Origin of the sequence: Agarivorans sp. JK6 (assembly GCF_045277145.1) — a bacterium.
In the GTDB taxonomy this organism is placed as follows: domain Bacteria; phylum Pseudomonadota; class Gammaproteobacteria; order Enterobacterales; family Celerinatantimonadaceae; genus Agarivorans; species Agarivorans albus.
In genome coordinates, this window is sequence record NZ_CP113525.1 from 3130722 (window position 1) to 3150434 (window position 19713).

The following is a 19713-nucleotide window of genomic DNA, read 5'->3' on the forward strand; positions in this document are numbered from 1 at the left end:
TAACGCCGTGGCTTTTTAAGGTTTAAGCTAACCAGATTATTGCTTGGTTAAGGTGAATTTATCAGCATTCCACTGCCAAGAACCTGCTTCTCCTACTCCCATAATGCGAATAGTGTGTTGGCCTTCACTCAAGCTAATGTTGTTGCTCACCAAGTTACTCGCAAATACATCCCAAGAACCGGTATTGGTAATGGCTGAGCTGGCTTGTGACTCACCATCCACCCATACCTCTATGCCAGTATTCGCTAAGTTAGTACCCGCTTCGATGCTCATGCTATAAGTACCAGCTTGCTCAATAGTTACCAGATAATCGGCATAATCTCCGGCCTGATTAAAGTTAATTGCCGAACCACCGTTAATAGCATATACCTGAAAGCCATCGTAGCTACCGCCAGTATCTGCAAAGCTTTCGGCTTCAACAGAAATAACTACTTCACCGGGTGTAGGGTCTGGATTAGTGGCACCGTTATCGGAATTAGGGGTAAATACCAGCTTGTCGGCATTCCATTGCCAAGCATTATCTGCCCCCACACTGATTAAGCGTAAGGCTTGCTCACCACCAGTGGCTACCACTAAGTTGGCGGTAATCACTCGGCTTTGGAAATTATCCCATCCACCGGTTGGGCTAATGCTGCTTACCGCTATAGACTCGCCATTTAGTATTAGCTCTACGCCAGCATCATTCATCGGTGTAGCGGCGTACAAACTTACGCTATAGCTACCTGCTGCAAGATTTACTGTGTAATCGGCATAATCACCGGTTTGGTTAAAGTTAATGCCTTGCCCACCGGCAATATCATAAACTTCAAAACCACCATTTGCCCCGCCAGTAGCAACAAAGCTTTGAGCTTGTAGCGTTACAGCTGTTGGGTCGGTGCTGCCATCACCAGGATCGGTACCGCCATCACCTGGGTCTGTGCCACCATCACCTGGGTCTGTACCACCATCACCTGGATCAGTACCACCGTCGCCTGGGTCTGTGCCGCCGTCACCTGGGTCTGTGCCGCCGTCACCTGGATCGGTGCCGCCGTCACCTGGGTCAGTGCCACCGTCACCTGGGTCTGTAACGCCGTCGCCGGGATCAACATCGCCTTCTAATACTTGAACAAAGTGGGCGCGCGCACCATTCCACTGCCAACCTGAGCTGCCCGAGCTCATAATCCGCACGCTATGCGTACCAGGCTCTACTTCGAAAGACCCAGCTAAATCGGTTCGTTTATTAACGTTCCAATTTCCAGAGGAAGCAATATCACCACTTAGCACCTCAACACCATCAATAAATATGGTAGCGCCGATGCCGCTGGCGATGTCAGTACCGGCAGAAATACCTGCCATGTAAGTGCCACCACTGCCAAAGTCTACATCAAAGAAGTCGCCATAATCGCCGCGGGTATTAAAGGTAACAACACCATTACCAACACCCCAGCCATAAACGTTATCGTTCTCTACTTCGTCCCCTTCTTTACCAGTAGCGCCATAGTTAACCAGCTCTAAGTCAAAACGCTTACCAATTTGCAGAATATCTGCGGTAACACTAATGGTTTGATTAGGAAGATCTGCATGTGAACCCGTGAAGGTTACACTGCCCGCAGCTTTCGCACTAACCATGCCTGAGCGGTTGATATCAGCAATACTAGGGTCGCTAGACAGCCAATTCATTTGCTTGTCGGTAACGTTGCTTGGGGTAAACTGTGGCACCAATACATAAGGAATATCGCTTTGAATCTCGATATGGCTTTGCTTAGCTGCGATACCTTGCAGCGTTACCACTTCAGGTGAGCCACTAACCGGATTCCCCCACTTCTCACGATAAGCTTCAGTGCCGCCATATTCGGCTGCAACTCGGTTTTCACCGGGTTTACCATTTAGGCCATCACCGGTTTTAATGGTTGGATCCATAAAGTAACGACCGCGCCAGTTTTGCTCTGTTTCATCGTTGGTCCATACCCTCACGTACTCAATTTGGTGAGCAAAATCGAGCTCATTTGCACTAGGCATGCCAAACCAATCGGGCATGGTTTCGGTATCTAACAGCAAATATAGTGGCGTGTGGTAGTAACGGTTTTTCATTGAACGGATCGGTTTACCGTCAAAGTACCAAATAATTTCTTCAGGCCCCCAGTAAAAACCGTACACATGGAAATCGTCCGCAAAATCAATGTCGGCTTTCCAGTGACCACCGTTTTGATAAGCGGTGTACTCGTTACCTTCTTCATTCACGTAAGACATTTCTTCGCCCTGGTGAATAAATACCCAAGAGTTCATGTTGTAGTAAGGTGCCCACTCTGAGCGACGACCCGACTGCTCGTAAACATCTAGCTCAAGCTTGCTTTTTACATGTCCGGGCTCATTAAACTGAGATAGATACTCTTTATCTTCCAAGGTTTCGGCATATAACCAAAAGCCACTAGAGCCAATGCCCACTTTAGATTTAACTTCAAAGTAGCCATAACGAATAGGGTTTACGTTTTGAACGCTGGCCGAAGTCCAGCCGTAGTACCATTCGTTCCAAAATCCATGCGGAGTATAAGACTCATCATTGGCAATACTTAGGTGCAGTTTACCGCCTTCTTGCTTCACATTTTTAGGAGCAAAAACAGCAGGCGCTCGGCCTCCCCAAATATGGTTGTTAGGTAACCATTTGCCATTTTCTTTCCCCATTAAGTTGTATTCATTGAACTGCGGGCTATCAAACTCATCACTGAGTTCTTCAACCATCGTCCAGCCACCTTGGTTAGCTAAATCAGATAAAGGGTAGTTTTGATGTTCTGGGCTGGTGCGCTTAATTGCATCAGCTGGATCCCAAGGCGATAGGCCGTTCCCTGGCACTTGTTCGGGTTCTTCATAAGCTTCTTCTACTAGCTGGCCATCAACATCATAGTAGCTATCGGGGTATTGATGGAAAGAGCCTTCCCAAGGTGTATAAATTGCCTGTACCGGTGCACTGCTAAAAGCCAGCGCTAGCGCGCTCGACATAGCCAATGCAATTGGCGACTTAGGCCATTGTGTAGACATGATTTTCGTCCTTAAATATCACCGCTTCTTTTCTGCGGTATAAATGAATAGTGCACACTTACGCAGCACCGATTAGCTCACCCGAAAGTGAGATCAGTTAGCACTAAACCGGTAGCTCAATAGGTAGCCACCGAAGAACGATGTATTTAGGAAGAACTATGCAAGCTTGGTGAATACCCACCCAGATTGAAAAGCTAGTTGACCCGTTACTATGTTATTTTTATTTTACGCTGAGCTTAATAAACACCACTTGAAAGCGATATCAAATCACCAGCAATGACCTTTTTACCAACAATTATTTATTTTATGAACAAAAATATTAATAAGATTCAATAGAATAAAAATTCAAATATATTATTAAATTAGCAGTATATATATGATGAAAATATGAAGAGTCGCTACTGAGCATACAAAACCCTAAGTGAAGACGCCCATCACATTTTACAAAGGTTTTGTTGCTCGCAAACCTGCACTCAAAGCCATTACTAAAAAACGAGCTACTTTTTTAAAAGCTGAGCTAGTTGCAAATTCGGCCTGTTGTTAGCATCCATTTCCAGAAGATCATAAAACAATCCAATAACTTTTGTGGAGCTATATCATGCCAAGTACTTTCTATATTCCAGCAATAAACCTAATGGGTGCAGGCTGCCTTTCTGAAGCTGTTGTTAATATTGAAGCATCTGGTTTTAAGAGTGCGTTAATTGTTACCGATGAAGTTCTTAATAAGATAGGCATTGTAGGCAAAGTAGAAACCATGCTTGCTGAGGCTGGCGTTTCTGCAGTGGTTTACGATCAAACCAAGCCAAACCCAACAATTACCAACGTTAATGAAGGTTTAGCGCTACTAAAACAAGCCAATTGCGACTGCGTTATCTCTCTTGGCGGTGGTTCTCCACACGATTGTGCAAAAGGCATTGCACTGCTTGCGGCTAACGGCGGCGAAATCAAAGACTACGAAGGCGTAGACCAATCAGAAAAACCGCAGCTTCCGCTGATTGCGATCAATACTACAGCGGGCACCGCTTCAGAGATGACGCGTTTTTGTATCATTACCGATGAAGCCCGCTACATTAAAATGGCCATCGTTGACAAAAACGTAACCCCGTTACTCTCGGTAAATGACCCAGAATTAATGTTAGCTAAACCCGCTTCTTTAACAGCTGCAACAGGTATGGATGCCCTAACCCACGCCATTGAAGCCTATGTTTCAACTGCTGCGACTCCGGTAACTGACGCAGTTGCCATTAAAGCCATTGAAATGATTCAAGCTAACCTACGTACTGCAGTTGCAAACGGTAGTGATCTATCGGCACGTGACAACATGGCCTATGCGCAATTTATGGCTGGCATGGCATTTAACAATGCTTCTCTAGGCTATGTACACGCTATTGCTCACCAACTAGGTGGTTTTTACGACCTGCCACATGGTGTATGTAACGCTATTTTATTGCCACATGTTCAGCAATATAACGCGCAAGTAGTACCAGAGCGCCTTGCCGACGTAGCCAAAGCAATGGGTGTAGACATCGCTGAGCTAAGTGCCGAGCAAGCTGCAGAAGCAGGGCTTGAAGCGATTCGTCAACTATCAAAAGACGTAAATATACCAGCAGGGCTTGAAGGTTTAGGCGTTAAAGCTGATGACTTTAAAGTACTGGCTGAGAACGCACTCAATGATGCTTGTGGTTTCACTAACCCTAAACAAGCTAGCCATAGTGAAATCGTAGAGATTCTTGCTTCAGCAATGTAACGCAAAATTAGCTTGATGCTTAGGCATCACCAAAACAATAAGCGGCGAATTTCTTGGTAACTTCGCCGCCTTTTTAGGTTAATCCCCCACCCCATACTGCTACTTTACGCCCGCAATCTGGCTAGGATCAAAAAGCCAATTCAACGATCGGTATATATTTCGTACTCTATTAACCGAGGCAGACGCGAACTATGCACAGAATCAACAATTTTAGTCGGATCGCCGAACACGAATATGCGCTCTCAACAGATAGCCTAAACATGTTGTTTTATGCCTTGCCCAAACACTTTTCTGACCAGTACCGCTCTTACGATGCGCCCCGTTTGTGTACAATTTTAGACGGAGAGAAAAAGGTGAGTGTGAACCAATCAGAGAATTTTGTTTACACAAAAGACCAGTTTATCCTCATTCCTCCGCACGCTAGCGTGCACATGACAATGCCAGAATCGACTAAAGCATTGGTATACGAGTTTGGCGATCAAATCATTGACTATGTGGGCCAAAGAGTCGCTGACAACCTGCAACTAGATCCTCCCCAACAATTTAGTGATTCAACCTTTGCACTTAGCGCTTACTCAGAAAGAACAGCGGTACTGCACCAGCGAATTCAAGAGATTTTGCAGGATCAAGATAAGAACATGCGCTTTCTTATCGACCTAACCTGCCAGGAAATGGTCTACGAGTTGATGAAACTTGAAAGCTGTAACGAGATTATTCAGCACCACAAAAATCATCCAATAAATATCGCTATTCGTATCTTTGGCTCTAATGAGAACGCCGGCATATCTGTGTCACAGGTGGCCGAAGAAGTAGGAATGTCTTTGTCTAACTTCAGTCAAAAATTTAAGCAAACGACAAACTATACTCCGAAGGAGTATATGACTAAGCTGCGACTAAAAAGATCCAAGCTTCACCTTAAGAACATGTCGGTTACAGATACTGCTTTTGAAACAGGATACGACAACATTTCTCACTTCATCCGCCTGTTTAAAAAAGAATATGGTATGACCCCTAAACAATACCAATTGATAGGGAGAGACCACCATTAAGCACTCTGCTGAATATTAGAGCTTGAATGTAGAGGGTTAGCCAAGCGCACCGGCCTAGAAGCTAACTTCCATTGCAATTAACCATTAGATAAAACATATTTAATCCCTGTTAACTTCAACAAAGAGATAGCAATGCAACCAAAACAAATCGTTCAACAATGGGTAGATGTCTTTAACCAAGGAGATGCAGATAAAATTGCCGAGTTTTACAGCGAAAACGCGGTAAACCATCAAGTAGCGAATCAACCCGTTGTTGGAAAAGCAGCCATTAAACAAATGTTTAGCAACGAGTTTTCTAATGCTGAAATGGTCTGTATTGTAGAAAACATATTCCAAGATGGTGAGTGGGCAATACTGGAATGGAAAGATCCTATTGGTTTACGAGGATGCGGCTTCTTTCAATTTGAAAACGGCTTAATCGTGTTACAACGCGGTTACTGGGATAAGCTTAGTTTTCTTAAAGCTCATAAGCTTCCTATTCCTAGTGAGTAACGCTAAAACGCCTCGAGCTAAAGCCCCATCTTTGTCTTAGCGCCCCGCTGTTAAGCAAGCTTATTAACCAAGCTGCTCCCATAAACTCTCTACTTGCTGCAAGGTATTTGCGTATGGCTGTTTTTCACAGCAGGCAAACCCAGCTAGCTGGCGAAGTTTAAATTTTGTAGACCACGGACTAGTCACCCCAGTTAAAAATCGACAGGCCATTATGGGGCTAAGCAGCGCTTGTTGGCTGGCACTTAAATGTTGTTTAAGCTCTTGTAAGTAATTAAACACTTGAGCATCGTCTAGCTGCTTAAGCGGCGCTGAATAACTCAACTTAGCCACTTGCCCGCGGCATACACTACAATGGCAACATTGTGCAGGCGCGTTGTGGTCATCAAAGTAACGCGCCAACTGGTAACTTAAGCAAGAATCTAATTCAAAGAAACGAACCAATTGGGCAATCCGCTTAATCTCTTTAGTTTGCGTATCATTGAAGTACTGGCTTAAACGGCTGGCAAGTTGAGGGTCGGCCAAACCCGCTGCGTTTACTTGATATACCTCGGTAATCTTCTTGGTTTCTAACTCGATTAGGCCCTGCTCTGCCAAATACTCTAGCGCGGCCACTACTCTGGAGCGCTCTGCTTGATACTGCTGATACAGGCCATCAAAGTTAAGGCTACCCCATATTTTTTTCATTTGGGTATGAGCAAAAATCGCTTCAATAAACTGTAAGCGTTCGCCAGAAAAGCGAGCTAGCACTGCGCTTTTGTCTACTAAGAACTTGTACTTAAAATCAGCATAATAGGCATATAAAGGCTTAATAAGACCTTGAATCTCTAATTGCACCAATAGCGTTTTAAGTGGCAGTTGGCGAATATTAGTAAGGCTAGACAGGCTGTTGATTTGCACTTCCCATTGCTCGCCTTGAGATTCAGCCTGAATGTTTGCCAACAAGGCTTCTATGCCACTTTGCTCAGGCGTATCGCCGTATACAAAGTTCTCGACCGTGGTTAAACCGTCCAAATTCGCCAAAGTTAAACAGTGCGAGAGCTGGCCATCGCGCCCTGCTCGGCCAATTTCTTGGCTGTAGTTTTCTATTGATTTAGGCAAATCAAAATGCACTACAAAACGAATGTCGCTTTTATCAACCCCCATACCAAAAGCTATGGTGGCCACCACCACCTGTACTTTGCCCGCCATAAAATCATCTTGTGTTTGCTGGCGTTGCTCATTGGCAAAACCGGCATGATAGGCAACCGCGTTTATGCCTTGTTGCTGTAAAAAGCTTGCCACCTGTTCAGCGCTGTTTTGCAAGGTAACGTAAACGATGCCAGCACCCGTTTGTTGGCGAATAAACGCTAATAGCTGTTGCTGTTTATCGTTGCTACTGCAGGCTTGCACACTAAGATCTAAATTGTTTCGATAAAAACCTGTTTGCACGATGTCTTCTTCTGCTATAGCAAAGCGCGCGGCCATGTCTAGCTTAACTTTTTTGGTCGCGGTAGCGGTTAGTAACAATACCAAAGGAATATTGAGTTCCTTTCGGTATTGCGGCAGCTTTAAGTAGTCGGGGCGAAAGTTATGCCCCCATTCAGAGATACAGTGTGCCTCGTCTACCACCAACATAGACACAGCTACCGATTCAATAAACTGACGAAAACGCTCGTTCTTAAAACGCTCTACCGAGACCATTAATATTTTAGTTTTGCCGCTGCGCACCTCACTCATTACCTGCTTACTTTGTTCCGCAGTTAAGGTGGAATCTAAACTGGCTGCAGCAATGCCTTTAGCCTGTAAAAAAGCCAGCTGATCTTTAATCAAAGCCAATAACGGAGACACCACCAAAGTAAGATGCGGCAGTTGCAAGGCGGTAAATTGATAACATAGCGATTTACCCGACCCTGTGGGGAAAATCGCTAAACAAGAACGCTGAGCCAATAAGCGCTCAACCACCGGTGCTTGCCCTTGGCGAAAACCGTCAAATCCAAAATGTTGTTTTAACTGAGCAGATAAATCTTGAGGCATGTAGGTAAGCTCTTAGTGGTTAAATAAATTAAACTACAGGGCGTGATATAAGGCATGTGCAGCCAAGCCAATAAACACGCTGGCGGCAACACTAAGCAAAGTACCCAGCATTACATATTCGGTAAGTTTTCGGTCGCTATGATCTTTTAGGTCGCCAAAACGAAAAATAGATTTGGCGGTAACAATAAAGCCAATTGCGGCAAATTGATTGAGCAATACACAAGTAAGCACCAAGCTACGCTCTACCATGCCAATCGCCTGCCCAGCCATGGGTAAATTTTGCTTTGGCTGTTCAGTAAGTGGGCTCCAGCGCTGCAAGATTAAACCAAGCACCTTTGAACATGGTCCCCAAATAAGTAAATAAGCAAAAATAATTACTAATACTTTGGCCTGCATCGCTTGCTCGAAGAGCACACTCACTAGCGGCCAGGCTTGGCTTAGCTCCACAACCAATAGCAACAATACTGCAAGCTGGGCTAGTTGCTGGCCAAGGTAATAACGGCTTCTATCGGGCAAGTAAGCACTTACCCCAGCAATTAATACACTGGCGATAAACAATGCCGCTATAGCTGCTAACAAAGGGCCAAGTGCTGATACAAACAACATGCTTATGCCTGCAAACAACACCGTGATAAGCAGCGCGCGAAAATACAAACCACCAGCTGCAAACTTGCTTTGCTGAATGGCCTCGAGCCAAGAGTTTGGTAAACAATAAAACTCTAACAACAGATAAGCTAAGCCAATACTAAGAGCGAATTGCGCCAGTGTTTCCATAATAAAACTCTTCCATAAGTTGGATAAAAAACAGTTTATATTCTTCTAGCAATTGGTACTGAGACTGATTGAGCAACTTAGTGGCATTAACCCGCGAACTATTAAGTTGCGCCGCCAGTGCTGCGTGGCTTGGCTCAGTGAGCTGCCAGTATAACGACAAGGCTTGCGCTTGTTTAATGGTAAGCTCTTGCACTTGATGATCGGCAAATTTAGTGAGCAATTCAATACGTTGCGTAAACTTAGTGTCGTTGCTAAATATTCCCAAATAGTGACGTTTAAGACTATCTAGTCCGCGCCCAGATAATACAAAGGCTTCGCCATTTGAGCGTGACACAAACTCCGCCAAAGGATCTATCTCGCCAATACCGATCCCAATACGTGCATCAAAGGCTAAGTGTTTATCGCCAGAGGCTTTTAAATCTAAACGAATTGCTAAGGCACATTCTAATGCTTGGCGTGGATCATTTAGCACCAGCTGAAAAGCATCACCGCGAAAAATTTCGTAGCGACATTGGTAGCGTTCGCTGGCTAAAGCCAAACTAGCACTTAATCGCTGCAAAATTTTTGCAAAATCTTGGCTGTTTAACTCACTAGAGCCAACTAAGTCCCCAGTAAGAACGGCTACCTGCTGCATAGTATTATCCTCTTCATTGAGAACAAAGTAACCCAAATAAGTTACTTTGTAAAATGTAACTCATTTAAGTTACATACAACAAAGTAACTTATTTATTACCCGCTAAGCATATTGACCAGCATTCAACAAACTTAAAGCCCATATAAATCATACAATTTTAAGTTTTTGTATAAGTGACAAAAGTGTCTTCAATTCAAAAATAACCAGTAATCCAGCTTAAAAAGGCTAAAAACCCACCAAATAAGGCTAAAACTGGTAAACCTTGCTTTAGCTTAAAAAACAATCAAAGCAACATTTAATTTCATATTTGTATGACTAGTTCACAAAATAACAACAATTGTATTATAAAAACACATTATTGCAGTGCATCGCTGATTTTTTCATCATCAACAAAGCTAACATCAAATTTCATAAACAAATTATCACGTTTATGAACGCTGTTGGCCATTTACTTTTAAGCAGTTGGTAAGCCGTGGCCTGCAGAAGGCTGGGCAACTAAGGATAAACCCGCTCGTCTTAGTCTGCCTTAATGTAACTTCACAATAAGCAACAAGGTTTTACAAATAAGGAAATGAGTAATGAAACCTATTGATAAATGCACTGATTCGAACAAGACACTCGTTAATGGTAAAGCACTAAAAAAATCACTTTGCTTTGTTGTTCTAGCGCTATCTTCTTCGTTGGCGACTGCTGCAACTTTCAACATGCAAAAGATGGAAACGGGCTACTCAATTGATGGTAACGGCGGTGCTGTTGAAGGACAGCAGCTTTACCTATGGACAACCAAAACCACCAATGTAAATCAAAACTGGGTGCAAATTAGTCATGGAAGTGGTTACTACTCTTACAAAAAAGAGGGTACTAGCCTTTGTTGGGATGGTGGAACGGGTGGTGCTAAGCGTCAAGCCGTTACCTTAGAGGTATGTGATTCCAGCAACTACGACCAACACTGGAAGAAAGTTAAAGTAACCAGTGGCACCGAGATCTACCGTTTTGAAAAACGCAATGCACCAGGCTTTTCTATCGATGGTAATGGCGGCGCCGCACTGCGCCAATCACTCTACCTTTGGACATCAAGCAGCGGCAACATTAACCAGCAATGGGAGCTAACCAGAACCGATGATACATCTGGCGGCGGTTCAGGTGGCGGTAGCGGCGGCGGTGACCACAATCTAGATGCGTCTAAAGCACCTTCTGGCAATTTTGATCTATTGGACTGGTACCTAAGCATTCCAGTAGATGAAGGCGACGGTTACGCCACTTCAATTAAAGAAGTAGAGCTAGCGGCAAGTTACGAAGATAGCTACTTTTACACCGGTAGCGACGGCGGTATGGTGTTTTACACGCCAGTTAAAGGGGTAACAACCTCTAGTGGTACCAAATATGTCCGCACCGAATTACGCGAAATGCTGCGCCGCGGAGATACCTCGTATTCAACTAGCGGTAAAGACAACAACTGGGCATTCTCAAGCATACCAAGCAGCAGCCAAAGCGCCTTTGGCGGCATCGACGGTGTACTAGACGCCACCCTTGCAGTAAATCACGTAACCACAACAAGCTCAAACAATGAGCAAGTGGGCCGAATTGTAATTGGGCAAATTCATGCAGAGGGGAACGAACCTATCCGCCTTTACTACCACAAACTACCGGGTAACAGTAATGGTGCTATTTACTTTGCCCACGAAACGTCGAAATCAGACGGTGGTAACGAAACCTGGTACAACCTACTAGGCAGCATGGTGAGTTCAAACGGTGATTTAAACAGCACTTCTAACCCATCAAACGGTATCGCCTTGAACGAAGAGTTCTCTTATACCATTACGGTGAATGGTGACTCACTTACTGCCAAGATCAGCCAAAATGGCAGCCAGCTAGCCAGCAAAACTATCAACATGTCTGGCAGCGGTTACGATGATTCCAGCAACTACATGTACTTTAAAGCCGGTATCTACCTGCAAGACAACAGCAGTAACGATAGCGACTACGCAAAAGTAACGTTCTACAAATTGACCAATACTCACGATAACTACAACCCATAAGTTGAGCTATCAGGGTATCTAACAAGCAGACAAAGGCCGCTAATTGAGCGGCCTTTTTTATGTTTTAAAAACAACAAATTGTAGATGACTAGGTTTAGCTAAGGTAATGGATAGCTCGCTTAGGCCCTTCTATGTGTTAGCTATAGAGTAAAAGCTTTCGCCTGCGGCAACGTCATTAAGCTTCAACGAGCAAAGCTTAGCTAAGCAAAAAGAAAACTCGCCCTGCATCTTCTTAGATCCTCCGTTGCGCATTCACAAGGGAGTTGAAGTAACTCGCTACGCTCAAACAGACTTCAACTCTGCTCCCTTGTTTATTTGCGCTACTCGGCGAAGATGATGGGATTGAAAAGCACAGTCTTGGCTATCGAATGTATGAAGTGTTTTTCCCAAAAATGAGTTACAAGCATTTAAGATGCATACTTCCTTACTTGTAAAATGGCTAAGTTTTCCTAATGCTTGCAACCAAAATTAGACGAACTCGATAAACTAACCCTTGTCCAATTGTTCAAGAGTACCCAAAAGAAAAGATATGGAGTCCTTTGTCATAGGTTTTACGTCTAGTGGGAAGCTGTACCTATCACACAGGTCTTCGATACTTTCATGTAATTTTTGTAAATCTATTATTTCGACTTTTGCTTCCATTGACTCCTTAGTATGCATCGAGAACTCGTCAAAAATACGGTTGAGATAAACACGCACAATGGTTTCTTCTTGTACTGTTTTAAGGGTGCTCGGTGGCAGATCTTTAATATATTTAGATAACCACACATCTTCAGGGTCTTGTCCTGTATAGACTGTGTTTTTTGGGATCCAACCAAGGCATGCGTTCTGTTTAGAAGAAGTACTGGCTTGTAGAACTTCTAGCTGCATTGCAGTTTGGGAATAGAGAACTTGTTGAAAAGTCCCAAATAATGCGGGACTGTAGCGGTTGAGCGCTTGATCAAATTGAGTTAAACAATCTAGCGTATGATATATATTAGTAAGATTAACTAACTGTTGAGTTGTGCTGTGCATTAAAAGCCTCGTATTTTATTGAATGCACAACCCATTTTGCACATAAAAAAATCGAATGCAAAAGTGCGTTTTGATTCGCTACTCAATCTTCGTTTTGCACTTCTATAGCGATAAGTCATTCAGTATTAGCAAAGTCACTAATTCAATATATCCAACAATAGCCTCAGCCAAAATAATCAGGGTTGCTTCCGCATCGTTAAGTGCGGTGAACTCAACGAACAAAGCAACTGTAGTCGCGTTTAAACGATATTTCTCTTGAGTATTCAGACTTTTGAGACTTTCCTGTTTTAGTATTAAGATCGCTGAATAGCCATAAGAGAGGATGTGTGAATGCTATATCGGTTTTTTTCGGATAATCAATACAGCTTGTCATCATTGGCAAACCATTATCTTTGGTTTTCCAATCTTGAAGACTTCAACGATCCTTTTGAGACTCATATTAATTCCACCTTATATTATGAAAACATTGATGAAGTTGATGAATCTACGGCTGTGAAAATCTTAAAATCTACTAATTGTGAGTCTGCGAACAGTATTAGTTATGAACAATACTTGCTAGAACTTGCCCTCATGCAACCTGAACGGTTTAAACGCCTTAAAAAAAAGACTCTAGCTTTCTTAAGAAACAAACACAAAGAAACTTATACCAAATATAGTCACCAAAAATGGTGTTGTTTTACTGTGTATGACAAAGAGTTTGGAGAACCAATTGAGCGGCGCTTAATGTGGGGCCACTACGCAAATGGTTTAAGGGGCTTTGCTGTCGAGTTTGAGGACCATAGACTTATCAATAGCATAAAAGAACTAAATCGGGAGGACTATGTTATTGATGCAAAAACAAAATATGGGGAGCTTTCTCGCGTTGGGTTCTACAGTGAGTTCCTACTTGAGGTTAAACCCAGCGACGAAAAGCTTGCTAACTTTTTACACCAAAAATCTAACGAATGGAGCTATGAATCAGAACGCAGACTTGGGATAAAGAAGCAGAGAGGCCGCTATAACCCTGATGCAGTAAAGAGGATAATTATAGGTGAGAAAATGCCTACAGAGTATCGTGAAACGCTTTTTCTCATCATCCATTCAGCTCTACCAAAAGTGGATGTTTACGAAGCTTACATCGATCCTGAAAGCTTAGTAATACAAACCAGACAGCTAACCCAATAAAGTAACACAACTAATGTGACCTGTTATATGTGCGCTGGCAGCATTATTGAGACACTATAGATAGTTCCAAACGCCATAGTGCTCATGGATTGTAACTCACTTTTGTCCAAAGACGTGTTAAGAAGAGGTAAATCTATATCACCCTGATAGGATCAACTCGCAGCTGCCAAACGCATTACCGGTTTATCATTAATCGGCAAATGAATTAATGCTGCGATAAAAGCTAGTGCCACAGTTGACCACCATATAGGTTCGTAAGAGCCGTAATAATCGTAAATACGACCACCTACCCAGGCACCTAAAAAACTGCCAATTTGATGAGTAAAAAATACCAAGCCATACAAGGTAGATAAGTAGCGAGCGCCAAATATTTGCCTAACCAAACCAGAGGTAAGCGGCACAGTACCTAACCAACAAAAGCCAATAGCGCCACCAAATAATGCCGCTGTGCTTTCGGTCACCGGCAAACTTACAAAACCAGCGATGACCACTGTTCTCATAAGATACAAGGCAGACATAACATGGCGCTTGCTAAATCTGTCGCCCATTACGCCCCAAAAATACGAGCCAAAAATATTGAAGATCCCCACATAGGCCAAAGCCATGGCCCCGGTTGTGGCACTTAAGTTTTTATCAGCGAGGTAACTAGGCAAGTGAGTGGCAATAAACATCACATGAAAACCACAGACAAAAAAGCCGGCATGAATAAGCCAATAACCTTTATGAGAAAACGCCTCTTGTAAGGACTCTTTAAGGGTTTGCTTATCATCTAGCACCGCTTGATCTTCAGTGCTAGGTTTAGCGGTTTTCATAAACATGGCAAACGCCACCATTAACGCGCATAACAAAGCAAAAGCTTGCAGGGCTTGCTGCCAGCCCATTTGGCTTAACATAAGTTGCGCACCTGGAATCATTGCAAACATACCAAAGGAGCCTGCCGCGGTAGTTAAGCCAAAAGCCTTTGCGGCATGTTTTGCTGGCACAACTTTAGCCACTGCACCTAACACAATCACATAGCTCGTGGCACTAAGCCCTAGCCCTACCAATGCCCCCAAAGATAGATACAACATGCTAGGCAGCGTGGCGATTGAGCTTAAATATAAACCCAGTGCATAAGCTGCAGCTCCCAGCACTATCACTCGTTTTGCTCCCCACTTATCTGCAGCAATTCCCACAAAAGGTTGGAACATGCCAAACAGCAAGTTTTGCAAGGCAATGGCAAAGCTAAAAAACTCTCTGCCTAACTGAAAGTGCTCTGATACCGGCATCATGAAAATACCAAAGGACTGGCGAATACCAAGCGAGATAACCAAAATGCCAATGCCTAGCCAAACCAATGCAGGAAAGCGAAAAATACTCATGTAAGCCTCTTACTTAATGATGAGAATGGTGGTGAGAGTGATGCTGCGATGCATCGTCATTAATTTGATGGCAGCCGCTATTCATAGCCTGTTCAGCCAACAGCTTTAATAAGCCTGGCGAGTGATGCACAGCAAGCAACGTTAAGCTTAATAACAGCAGTATTCTCAGCATTTGAGCCAGAATAGATTGCGAAAACATAGGGTAATTTATTTGCAGGTAACCAAAAGAAGCGCGGAGTGTACGCAGTTCTGATCGCTCAAACTAATGAAATTAACTCAGGAAATATATGCACAGAACGCATAGCTTAATCAGCAGTTGTATAGAGCAAGAAGCAGCAACAAGAAGAAGAAGTTAAAAACTGCACAAACCAGCGCCTAACTATCAACTTTCACTGGGCTACACCGATAAGCGCTAGCCCAGTGAAAAGTGCAGAATTACATAGGTTTATCTAGGGTAAAACAAAAACGGGTGCCTTCGCCTAAGGTGGACTCAACGCTAATTGATGAACGATGCAATTGAACAATACGCTTGGCAATGGCCAAACCTAAACCACCATGCGAGTTTTTATCTTTAGCTCGATTGGCTGCCCGATAGTGGGCGTCGAAGATATGCGGTAAATCATCACTGGGGATCCCAGTGCCAGTATCACTTACGGTAATGGCTAACTTATTGCCCTGCTCTGCTTGGTCGATTGTTACTTTAATCTCGTCACCTTCGCTGCAGTGACGGATCGAGTTCTCCAACAAGTTGGTAAACACTCGCTCAATACGTTGAATATCGGCGCAGGCGACTAAAGATGGGTCTTGCGGCTCTACACTCATTACCACCTGCTTTTTCTGGGCAGCTAACTCGAGCTTTTGAATTACATCTTGCGCCAACTCCGCAATTGCGACTGACTCTTCATTAATCGTAGCTTGGTCGCTATCAAGGTGGGCCAGCTCAAATAGCTGCTCCACTAAGCTAGAGGTTTTACGAGCACTGCTTAATGCCACTTTAATTAACTGCTCACCTTCTTCTGGTGATAAGTCACGGTGTTTTAACTGCCAGGTTTCTAAGTAACCTTGCAGTGATGCTAGCGGTGTTCTCAGATCGTGAGAAACATAAGAAATAAGCTCTCGGCGCAGTTGGTCGGTGTCTTTAACCTTTTGATATTGGCCCTTAATGGTGGTGGCCATATCACTAAAGGCAGCGCCTAGCTTTTGCACTTCATCGTGAGAGTTATTTTGCCAATGCCCTGCAATGTTGGCAGTTTGCTCCAAACCAACATGCTGAAACTGATCAATATCCTTGGCTAGGCGACGCAGTGGTTTGGTAAGTAAACCGAAGATAAGAAATACCACTAACAAGCTAAAACCTAAAATGAACAAAAGCCCCAGCATGCTTAATTTCATAATGTGACTGCTTTGCAGCAGCTCGGCAACGCTGTCGTAGATCTCGCCACCAATGATGATGTATAGATAACCTTTTAAGATATTGCCTTCGCGAATTTCGGCCACCGAAAAAATCTTACTTCTTGAGGGAGAACGGGGGTCGTCGCCAATAATCGGCATGGCTCTAGACCCGTCGATAAAATCTCGAATTGGCTTTAAATCTAACTGCCTGCGTTTGATTTTGCTGGGATCGGCTGAGTAGGTCACCACCTTGCCAGCGGTATCAAGAATGTAGAACTCAAAACTTGGGCCTAAGATCATCATCGAATGAAAAGCCTGCTTAATCGCTTTCGGATCAAGCTCTCCATCTTTAAATAATTGGCTTTCGTAGACTAAATGTTCAGCTAATTGTAAATGCAGTTTTTGTTCAATTTCGTTTTGATACTGCTGCGAGCTTTGATGAGCCAAGCCAAGTAACAAGCCACCCGCTAAAATAAAACACACCACCACGGCCAGCATTAACTTGCTGTAAAAAGAACTGATAAATCTAAACATCATTAAACTTGTACCCTACTCCCCACACAGTTAGCACGTATTCAGGATTAGAAGGGTCGCTTTCTAACTTGGTGCGTAGTCGATTAATATGCGAATTTACGGTGTGCTCGTAGCCGCTGTGTTTATAGCCCCAAACTTGGTCTAATAGCTGAGCTCGGCTGAATACTAAACCCGGTGATTTGGCCAGATGCAACAGTAAATCAAACTCGGTAGAGGTAAGCTCCACCGCCTGATTGCGCACCGATACTTGGCGACGACCAATGTCGATGGATAAGTCCTTCCACTGCATAGTAGTAGCATCAGTTTGTTGCTGGCTTTGCACTAGCATATCAACGCGGCGCAACATGGCTTTCACTCTTGCTTGCAACTCGCGTACGCTAAAAGGTTTAGTGAGGTAGTCATCTGCGCCCATTTCTAAACCCACTACCCTATCGGCCTCTGAGTCGCGTGCGGTGAGCATTAAAATTGGCGTATTGTGTTGTTGGGCGCGAAGTTGCCGACAAATGTCTAAACCGTCCATGCCGGGTAGCATTAAATCAAGCACGATTAAGTCGAAGTTATCGCTGCTGGCTTTGGCATAACCTTGCGCGCCATTCTCGCAGCTTTCTACTTGATACATCATGTCGTTTAGATTCATGGTGATCAGGTTATTAATATCGTGGTCGTCTTCAATGACCAGGATCCGCGGGGACATATAGGCTCCTTTCCTTGTAATGAACGACCACAATAAATAAGGCACTCACCCGCACCTAAGCACGGGTGTAGTGTTCTCTGCGCTAGTTGGTACGAGTAATCACTACTCTTCCCACTGTGCCAGACAATCGATGATCTGGCAGCAATACTGACGCTGGGTCGTCGGCTTGTGTAACTAGACCGGGATGACGCGAAACTTTATTCATTACATCATCACGTGCCGCGTTAAACCCTTCACCACCATCAGCTGGACCAGGAATAGTTCCCACCGCTTCGCTGTTTTGCTCGGTTCCCGCATCATAGGCTGGCAAGCTGTAGGTCATGCTATCACCCACCATTAGGCCACCAATATCAATACCATTTAGCCCGGTAAATGCATCGTTAGTATTCACCATCATAGTGGCTAGTGATAATTGCATATCGCTGCGCTCAGAAGCACTTATCATTAAGGTTTCATAAGCACCTGGGCCAATAGCGCCAGCACCAGTTACTGCTACATTGTCACCAGTAAACATAGCTGCAATGTCAGAGGCATCACCACCTTCGGCCATGGTTTCTAAGGGTACGCTGGCAGAAGTTCCCAATGTCCATAAACTCATGGTTGCACTATGAATACCCACTACAGCTGGTGATAAGGGCTGCGCCGAGGTGTCGTTGTAAATGGTTACTTCATACTCTAGCGTATCTGGCGGAAGAATAACGATTTGTTCATCATCACTGCCACATGCACTTAGTCCTGCCGCCATTACCGCTACGGCCAAGGCTCTCTTACTAAAACTTGAGATAGCCATAGATCCTCCTTAATTACTTAACGGTAACAACCACTTTTGCAACTGGGTTTAACCAGCGGTGAATACGGCTGTCTAGGTCACTCATGCCGCCCGTTGCATCTTGGTCACCCACATTACCAGGGTGAATATGAATGTTGGTATTGCTTGATGCTGTAGCTACGCCACTGCCGCCAGTTCCACCATTCATGCCAGGATTTGCAGGAATACCAGGAGTACCAGAAGCTCCACCGCCGTTTACAATCTCGTCGTTGGCTTCGGTGCCGGCGTCGTAACCATTCATGTAGAAGGTGTAAGTGCCTGCTTCACTTGGAATTTCCCAGCTGTCTTTACCTACAAAACCATCATTGGTTGGCAGTAACATAGCTACAATACTCAGATGGGTGTTGCTGCCAGTATCTAGGTCACTCACCATTACGTAATCGGTTGGTGCCAACAAACCAGCCGCTGGATTGGCTGATGAAACAGCGCCAATACCATCGGCAATAGTGACTAAACCAGAGATGTCTCCACCCTCTGCCATCATCTGTAGGGCTGGCGATGCCGCAGAACCTACTTCAAATAGGTGGGCGTCAGAAGTATGTGCAGTTACTAATAAAGGGGTGTAGTAAATACCTTGCGTTAAGTTAGTAATTTTAACGTCTACTACCGCGGCTTGGCTTAATGTACTTACAGCAATAAACGGCATTGCTAACAGAGATGACTTGAGATCCATGGTTCGCTCCTTTTGCGGTCCTTATTTAACAGTCAAATCCAGTATAAGAAGCACATGTCCCAACTAATTCACGAACTTATCACTTTTCTATCACAGGCATTAAAGCCCATTTAAAACAAATAGTTAAACTTAAAAATTTGTTTTAAAAAACGATATTTGGACAAATATTTGCGATTTGTTTCAAATAAACCCACAAATACCACTTTAGTAGTAATTTATGCACCAAACAGATCCCAAACAGCACCAAGATGGGTAAATATTAAACACCATCCGCTAGAGCATCTTCACC

At 44.0% G+C, this 19713-nt stretch carries 16 protein-coding genes; 5 read left to right on the forward strand and 11 right to left on the reverse strand.

Translation table 11 applies throughout. The features are described from left to right. Positions 1-36 precede the first annotated feature (36 nt). A complete protein-coding gene (locus OV592_RS14475) occupies positions 37-3015 on the reverse strand; it encodes a carbohydrate-binding protein (protein WP_406609070.1) in 2979 nt (992 codons plus the stop codon). Positions 3016-3613: 598 nt separating this feature from the next. On the opposite strand from OV592_RS14475, the gene yiaY reads away from it, so the two are divergent. From yiaY to OV592_RS14490, 3 genes are all read left to right on the forward strand, one after another. Then, a complete protein-coding gene (gene yiaY, locus OV592_RS14480) occupies positions 3614-4762 on the forward strand; it encodes an L-threonine dehydrogenase (RefSeq protein ID WP_406609071.1) in 1149 nt (382 codons plus the stop codon). Between the two features lie 191 nt (positions 4763-4953). Continuing rightward, the gene (locus OV592_RS14485; protein WP_406609072.1) at positions 4954-5811 is read left to right on the forward strand and encodes a helix-turn-helix transcriptional regulator; all 858 of its coding nucleotides are present in this window, start codon (positions 4954-4956) and stop codon (positions 5809-5811) included. A gap of 132 nt (positions 5812-5943) precedes the next feature. Further along, positions 5944-6303, forward strand: a complete 360-nt coding sequence (locus OV592_RS14490; protein ID WP_406609073.1) for a nuclear transport factor 2 family protein — start codon at positions 5944-5946, stop codon at positions 6301-6303. Positions 6304-6366: 63 nt separating this feature from the next. On the opposite strand, the gene OV592_RS14495 is transcribed toward OV592_RS14490, so the two are convergent. Genes OV592_RS14495 through OV592_RS14505 form a run of 3 tightly spaced genes read right to left on the reverse strand, consistent with a single transcriptional unit; the run spans position 6367 to position 9724 of the window. Further along, the gene (locus OV592_RS14495; RefSeq protein WP_406609074.1) at positions 6367-8316 is read right to left on the reverse strand and encodes an ATP-dependent DNA helicase RecQ; all 1950 of its coding nucleotides are present in this window, start codon (positions 8314-8316) and stop codon (positions 6367-6369) included. Positions 8317-8349: 33 nt separating this feature from the next. Continuing rightward, positions 8350-9090, reverse strand: coding sequence for a hypothetical protein (locus OV592_RS14500; protein ID WP_338621770.1), 741 nt, complete (start codon positions 9088-9090; stop codon positions 8350-8352). Next, positions 9062-9724: a hypothetical protein gene (locus OV592_RS14505; RefSeq protein WP_338621771.1), complete on the reverse strand. Its 663-nt coding sequence runs from the start codon at positions 9722-9724 to the stop codon at positions 9062-9064. Before OV592_RS14505 ends, OV592_RS14500 begins: the two co-directional genes overlap by 29 nt. A 578-nt stretch (positions 9725-10302) precedes the next feature. Between OV592_RS14505 and OV592_RS14510 the strand changes: the two genes are divergently transcribed. Continuing rightward, complete coding sequence (locus OV592_RS14510; protein ID WP_406609075.1) at positions 10303-11763, forward strand: polysaccharide lyase family 7 protein; 1461 nt, start codon at positions 10303-10305, stop codon at positions 11761-11763. A gap of 486 nt (positions 11764-12249) precedes the next feature. Here the strand turns inward: OV592_RS14510 and OV592_RS14515 are convergent, their stop codons facing one another. Continuing rightward, positions 12250-12777 carry a hypothetical protein gene (locus tag OV592_RS14515; protein WP_406609076.1) on the reverse strand — a complete coding sequence of 176 codons (528 nt, stop codon included), beginning with the start codon at positions 12775-12777 and terminating at the stop codon, positions 12250-12252. 330 nt (positions 12778-13107) lie between these two features. Between OV592_RS14515 and OV592_RS14520 the strand changes: the two genes are divergently transcribed. Further along, positions 13108-13941 (forward strand): DUF2971 domain-containing protein, encoded by an 834-nt coding sequence (locus tag OV592_RS14520; RefSeq protein WP_406609077.1) that lies wholly within the window; start codon positions 13108-13110, stop codon positions 13939-13941. Between the two features lie 152 nt (positions 13942-14093). Here OV592_RS14520 and OV592_RS14525 read toward each other — a convergent pair whose 3' ends face one another. The 6 genes from OV592_RS14525 to OV592_RS14550 form a co-directional block, all read right to left on the reverse strand. Continuing rightward, on the reverse strand, positions 14094-15302 hold the full coding sequence (locus OV592_RS14525; RefSeq protein WP_406609078.1) for an MFS transporter: 1209 nt from the start codon (positions 15300-15302) through the stop codon (positions 14094-14096). Between the two features lie 13 nt (positions 15303-15315). Then, positions 15316-15501, reverse strand: coding sequence for a hypothetical protein (locus tag OV592_RS14530; RefSeq protein WP_406609079.1), 186 nt, complete (start codon positions 15499-15501; stop codon positions 15316-15318). Between the two features lie 236 nt (positions 15502-15737). Next, positions 15738-17231, reverse strand: a complete 1494-nt coding sequence (locus OV592_RS14535) for an ATP-binding protein (protein ID WP_406609080.1) — start codon at positions 17229-17231, stop codon at positions 15738-15740. After that, the gene (locus tag OV592_RS14540; protein WP_016402779.1) at positions 17221-17922 is read right to left on the reverse strand and encodes a response regulator transcription factor; all 702 of its coding nucleotides are present in this window, start codon (positions 17920-17922) and stop codon (positions 17221-17223) included. Before OV592_RS14540 ends, OV592_RS14535 begins: the two co-directional genes overlap by 11 nt. Before the next feature lie 82 nt (positions 17923-18004). Beyond that, positions 18005-18712, reverse strand: coding sequence for a spondin domain-containing protein (locus OV592_RS14545; RefSeq protein ID WP_406609081.1), 708 nt, complete (start codon positions 18710-18712; stop codon positions 18005-18007). A 13-nt stretch (positions 18713-18725) separates the two neighbouring features. Next, complete coding sequence (locus tag OV592_RS14550; RefSeq protein ID WP_152779472.1) at positions 18726-19424, reverse strand: spondin domain-containing protein; 699 nt, start codon at positions 19422-19424, stop codon at positions 18726-18728. Between the last annotated feature and the right edge of the window lie 289 nt (positions 19425-19713).

Excerpts from the sequence above, each read along its gene's own strand:
- OV592_RS14500 (WP_338621770.1), bottom strand. The coding sequence starts at position 9,090 with ATGGAAACACTGGCGCAATTCGCTCTTAGTATTGGCTTAGCTTATCTG.
- OV592_RS14550 (WP_152779472.1), bottom strand. The coding sequence starts at position 19,424 with ATGGATCTCAAGTCATCTCTGTTAGCAATGCCGTTTATTGCTGTAAGT.
- OV592_RS14540 (WP_016402779.1), bottom strand. The coding sequence starts at position 17,922 with ATGTCCCCGCGGATCCTGGTCATTGAAGACGACCACGATATTAATAAC.
- OV592_RS14520 (WP_406609077.1), top strand. The coding sequence starts at position 13,108 with ATGCTATATCGGTTTTTTTCGGATAATCAATACAGCTTGTCATCATTG.
- OV592_RS14495 (WP_406609074.1), bottom strand. The coding sequence starts at position 8,316 with ATGCCTCAAGATTTATCTGCTCAGTTAAAACAACATTTTGGATTTGAC.
- OV592_RS14510 (WP_406609075.1), top strand. The coding sequence starts at position 10,303 with ATGAAACCTATTGATAAATGCACTGATTCGAACAAGACACTCGTTAAT.
- OV592_RS14525 (WP_406609078.1), bottom strand. The coding sequence starts at position 15,302 with ATGAGTATTTTTCGCTTTCCTGCATTGGTTTGGCTAGGCATTGGCATT.
- OV592_RS14490 (WP_406609073.1), top strand. The coding sequence starts at position 5,944 with ATGCAACCAAAACAAATCGTTCAACAATGGGTAGATGTCTTTAACCAA.
- OV592_RS14505 (WP_338621771.1), bottom strand. The coding sequence starts at position 9,724 with ATGCAGCAGGTAGCCGTTCTTACTGGGGACTTAGTTGGCTCTAGTGAG.
- OV592_RS14535 (WP_406609080.1), bottom strand. The coding sequence starts at position 17,231 with ATGATGTTTAGATTTATCAGTTCTTTTTACAGCAAGTTAATGCTGGCC.
- OV592_RS14485 (WP_406609072.1), top strand. The coding sequence starts at position 4,954 with ATGCACAGAATCAACAATTTTAGTCGGATCGCCGAACACGAATATGCG.
- yiaY (WP_406609071.1), top strand. The coding sequence starts at position 3,614 with ATGCCAAGTACTTTCTATATTCCAGCAATAAACCTAATGGGTGCAGGC.
- OV592_RS14515 (WP_406609076.1), bottom strand. The coding sequence starts at position 12,777 with ATGCACAGCACAACTCAACAGTTAGTTAATCTTACTAATATATATCAT.
- OV592_RS14545 (WP_406609081.1), bottom strand. The coding sequence starts at position 18,712 with ATGGCTATCTCAAGTTTTAGTAAGAGAGCCTTGGCCGTAGCGGTAATG.
- OV592_RS14475 (WP_406609070.1), bottom strand. The coding sequence starts at position 3,015 with ATGTCTACACAATGGCCTAAGTCGCCAATTGCATTGGCTATGTCGAGC.
- OV592_RS14530 (WP_406609079.1), bottom strand. The coding sequence starts at position 15,501 with ATGTTTTCGCAATCTATTCTGGCTCAAATGCTGAGAATACTGCTGTTA.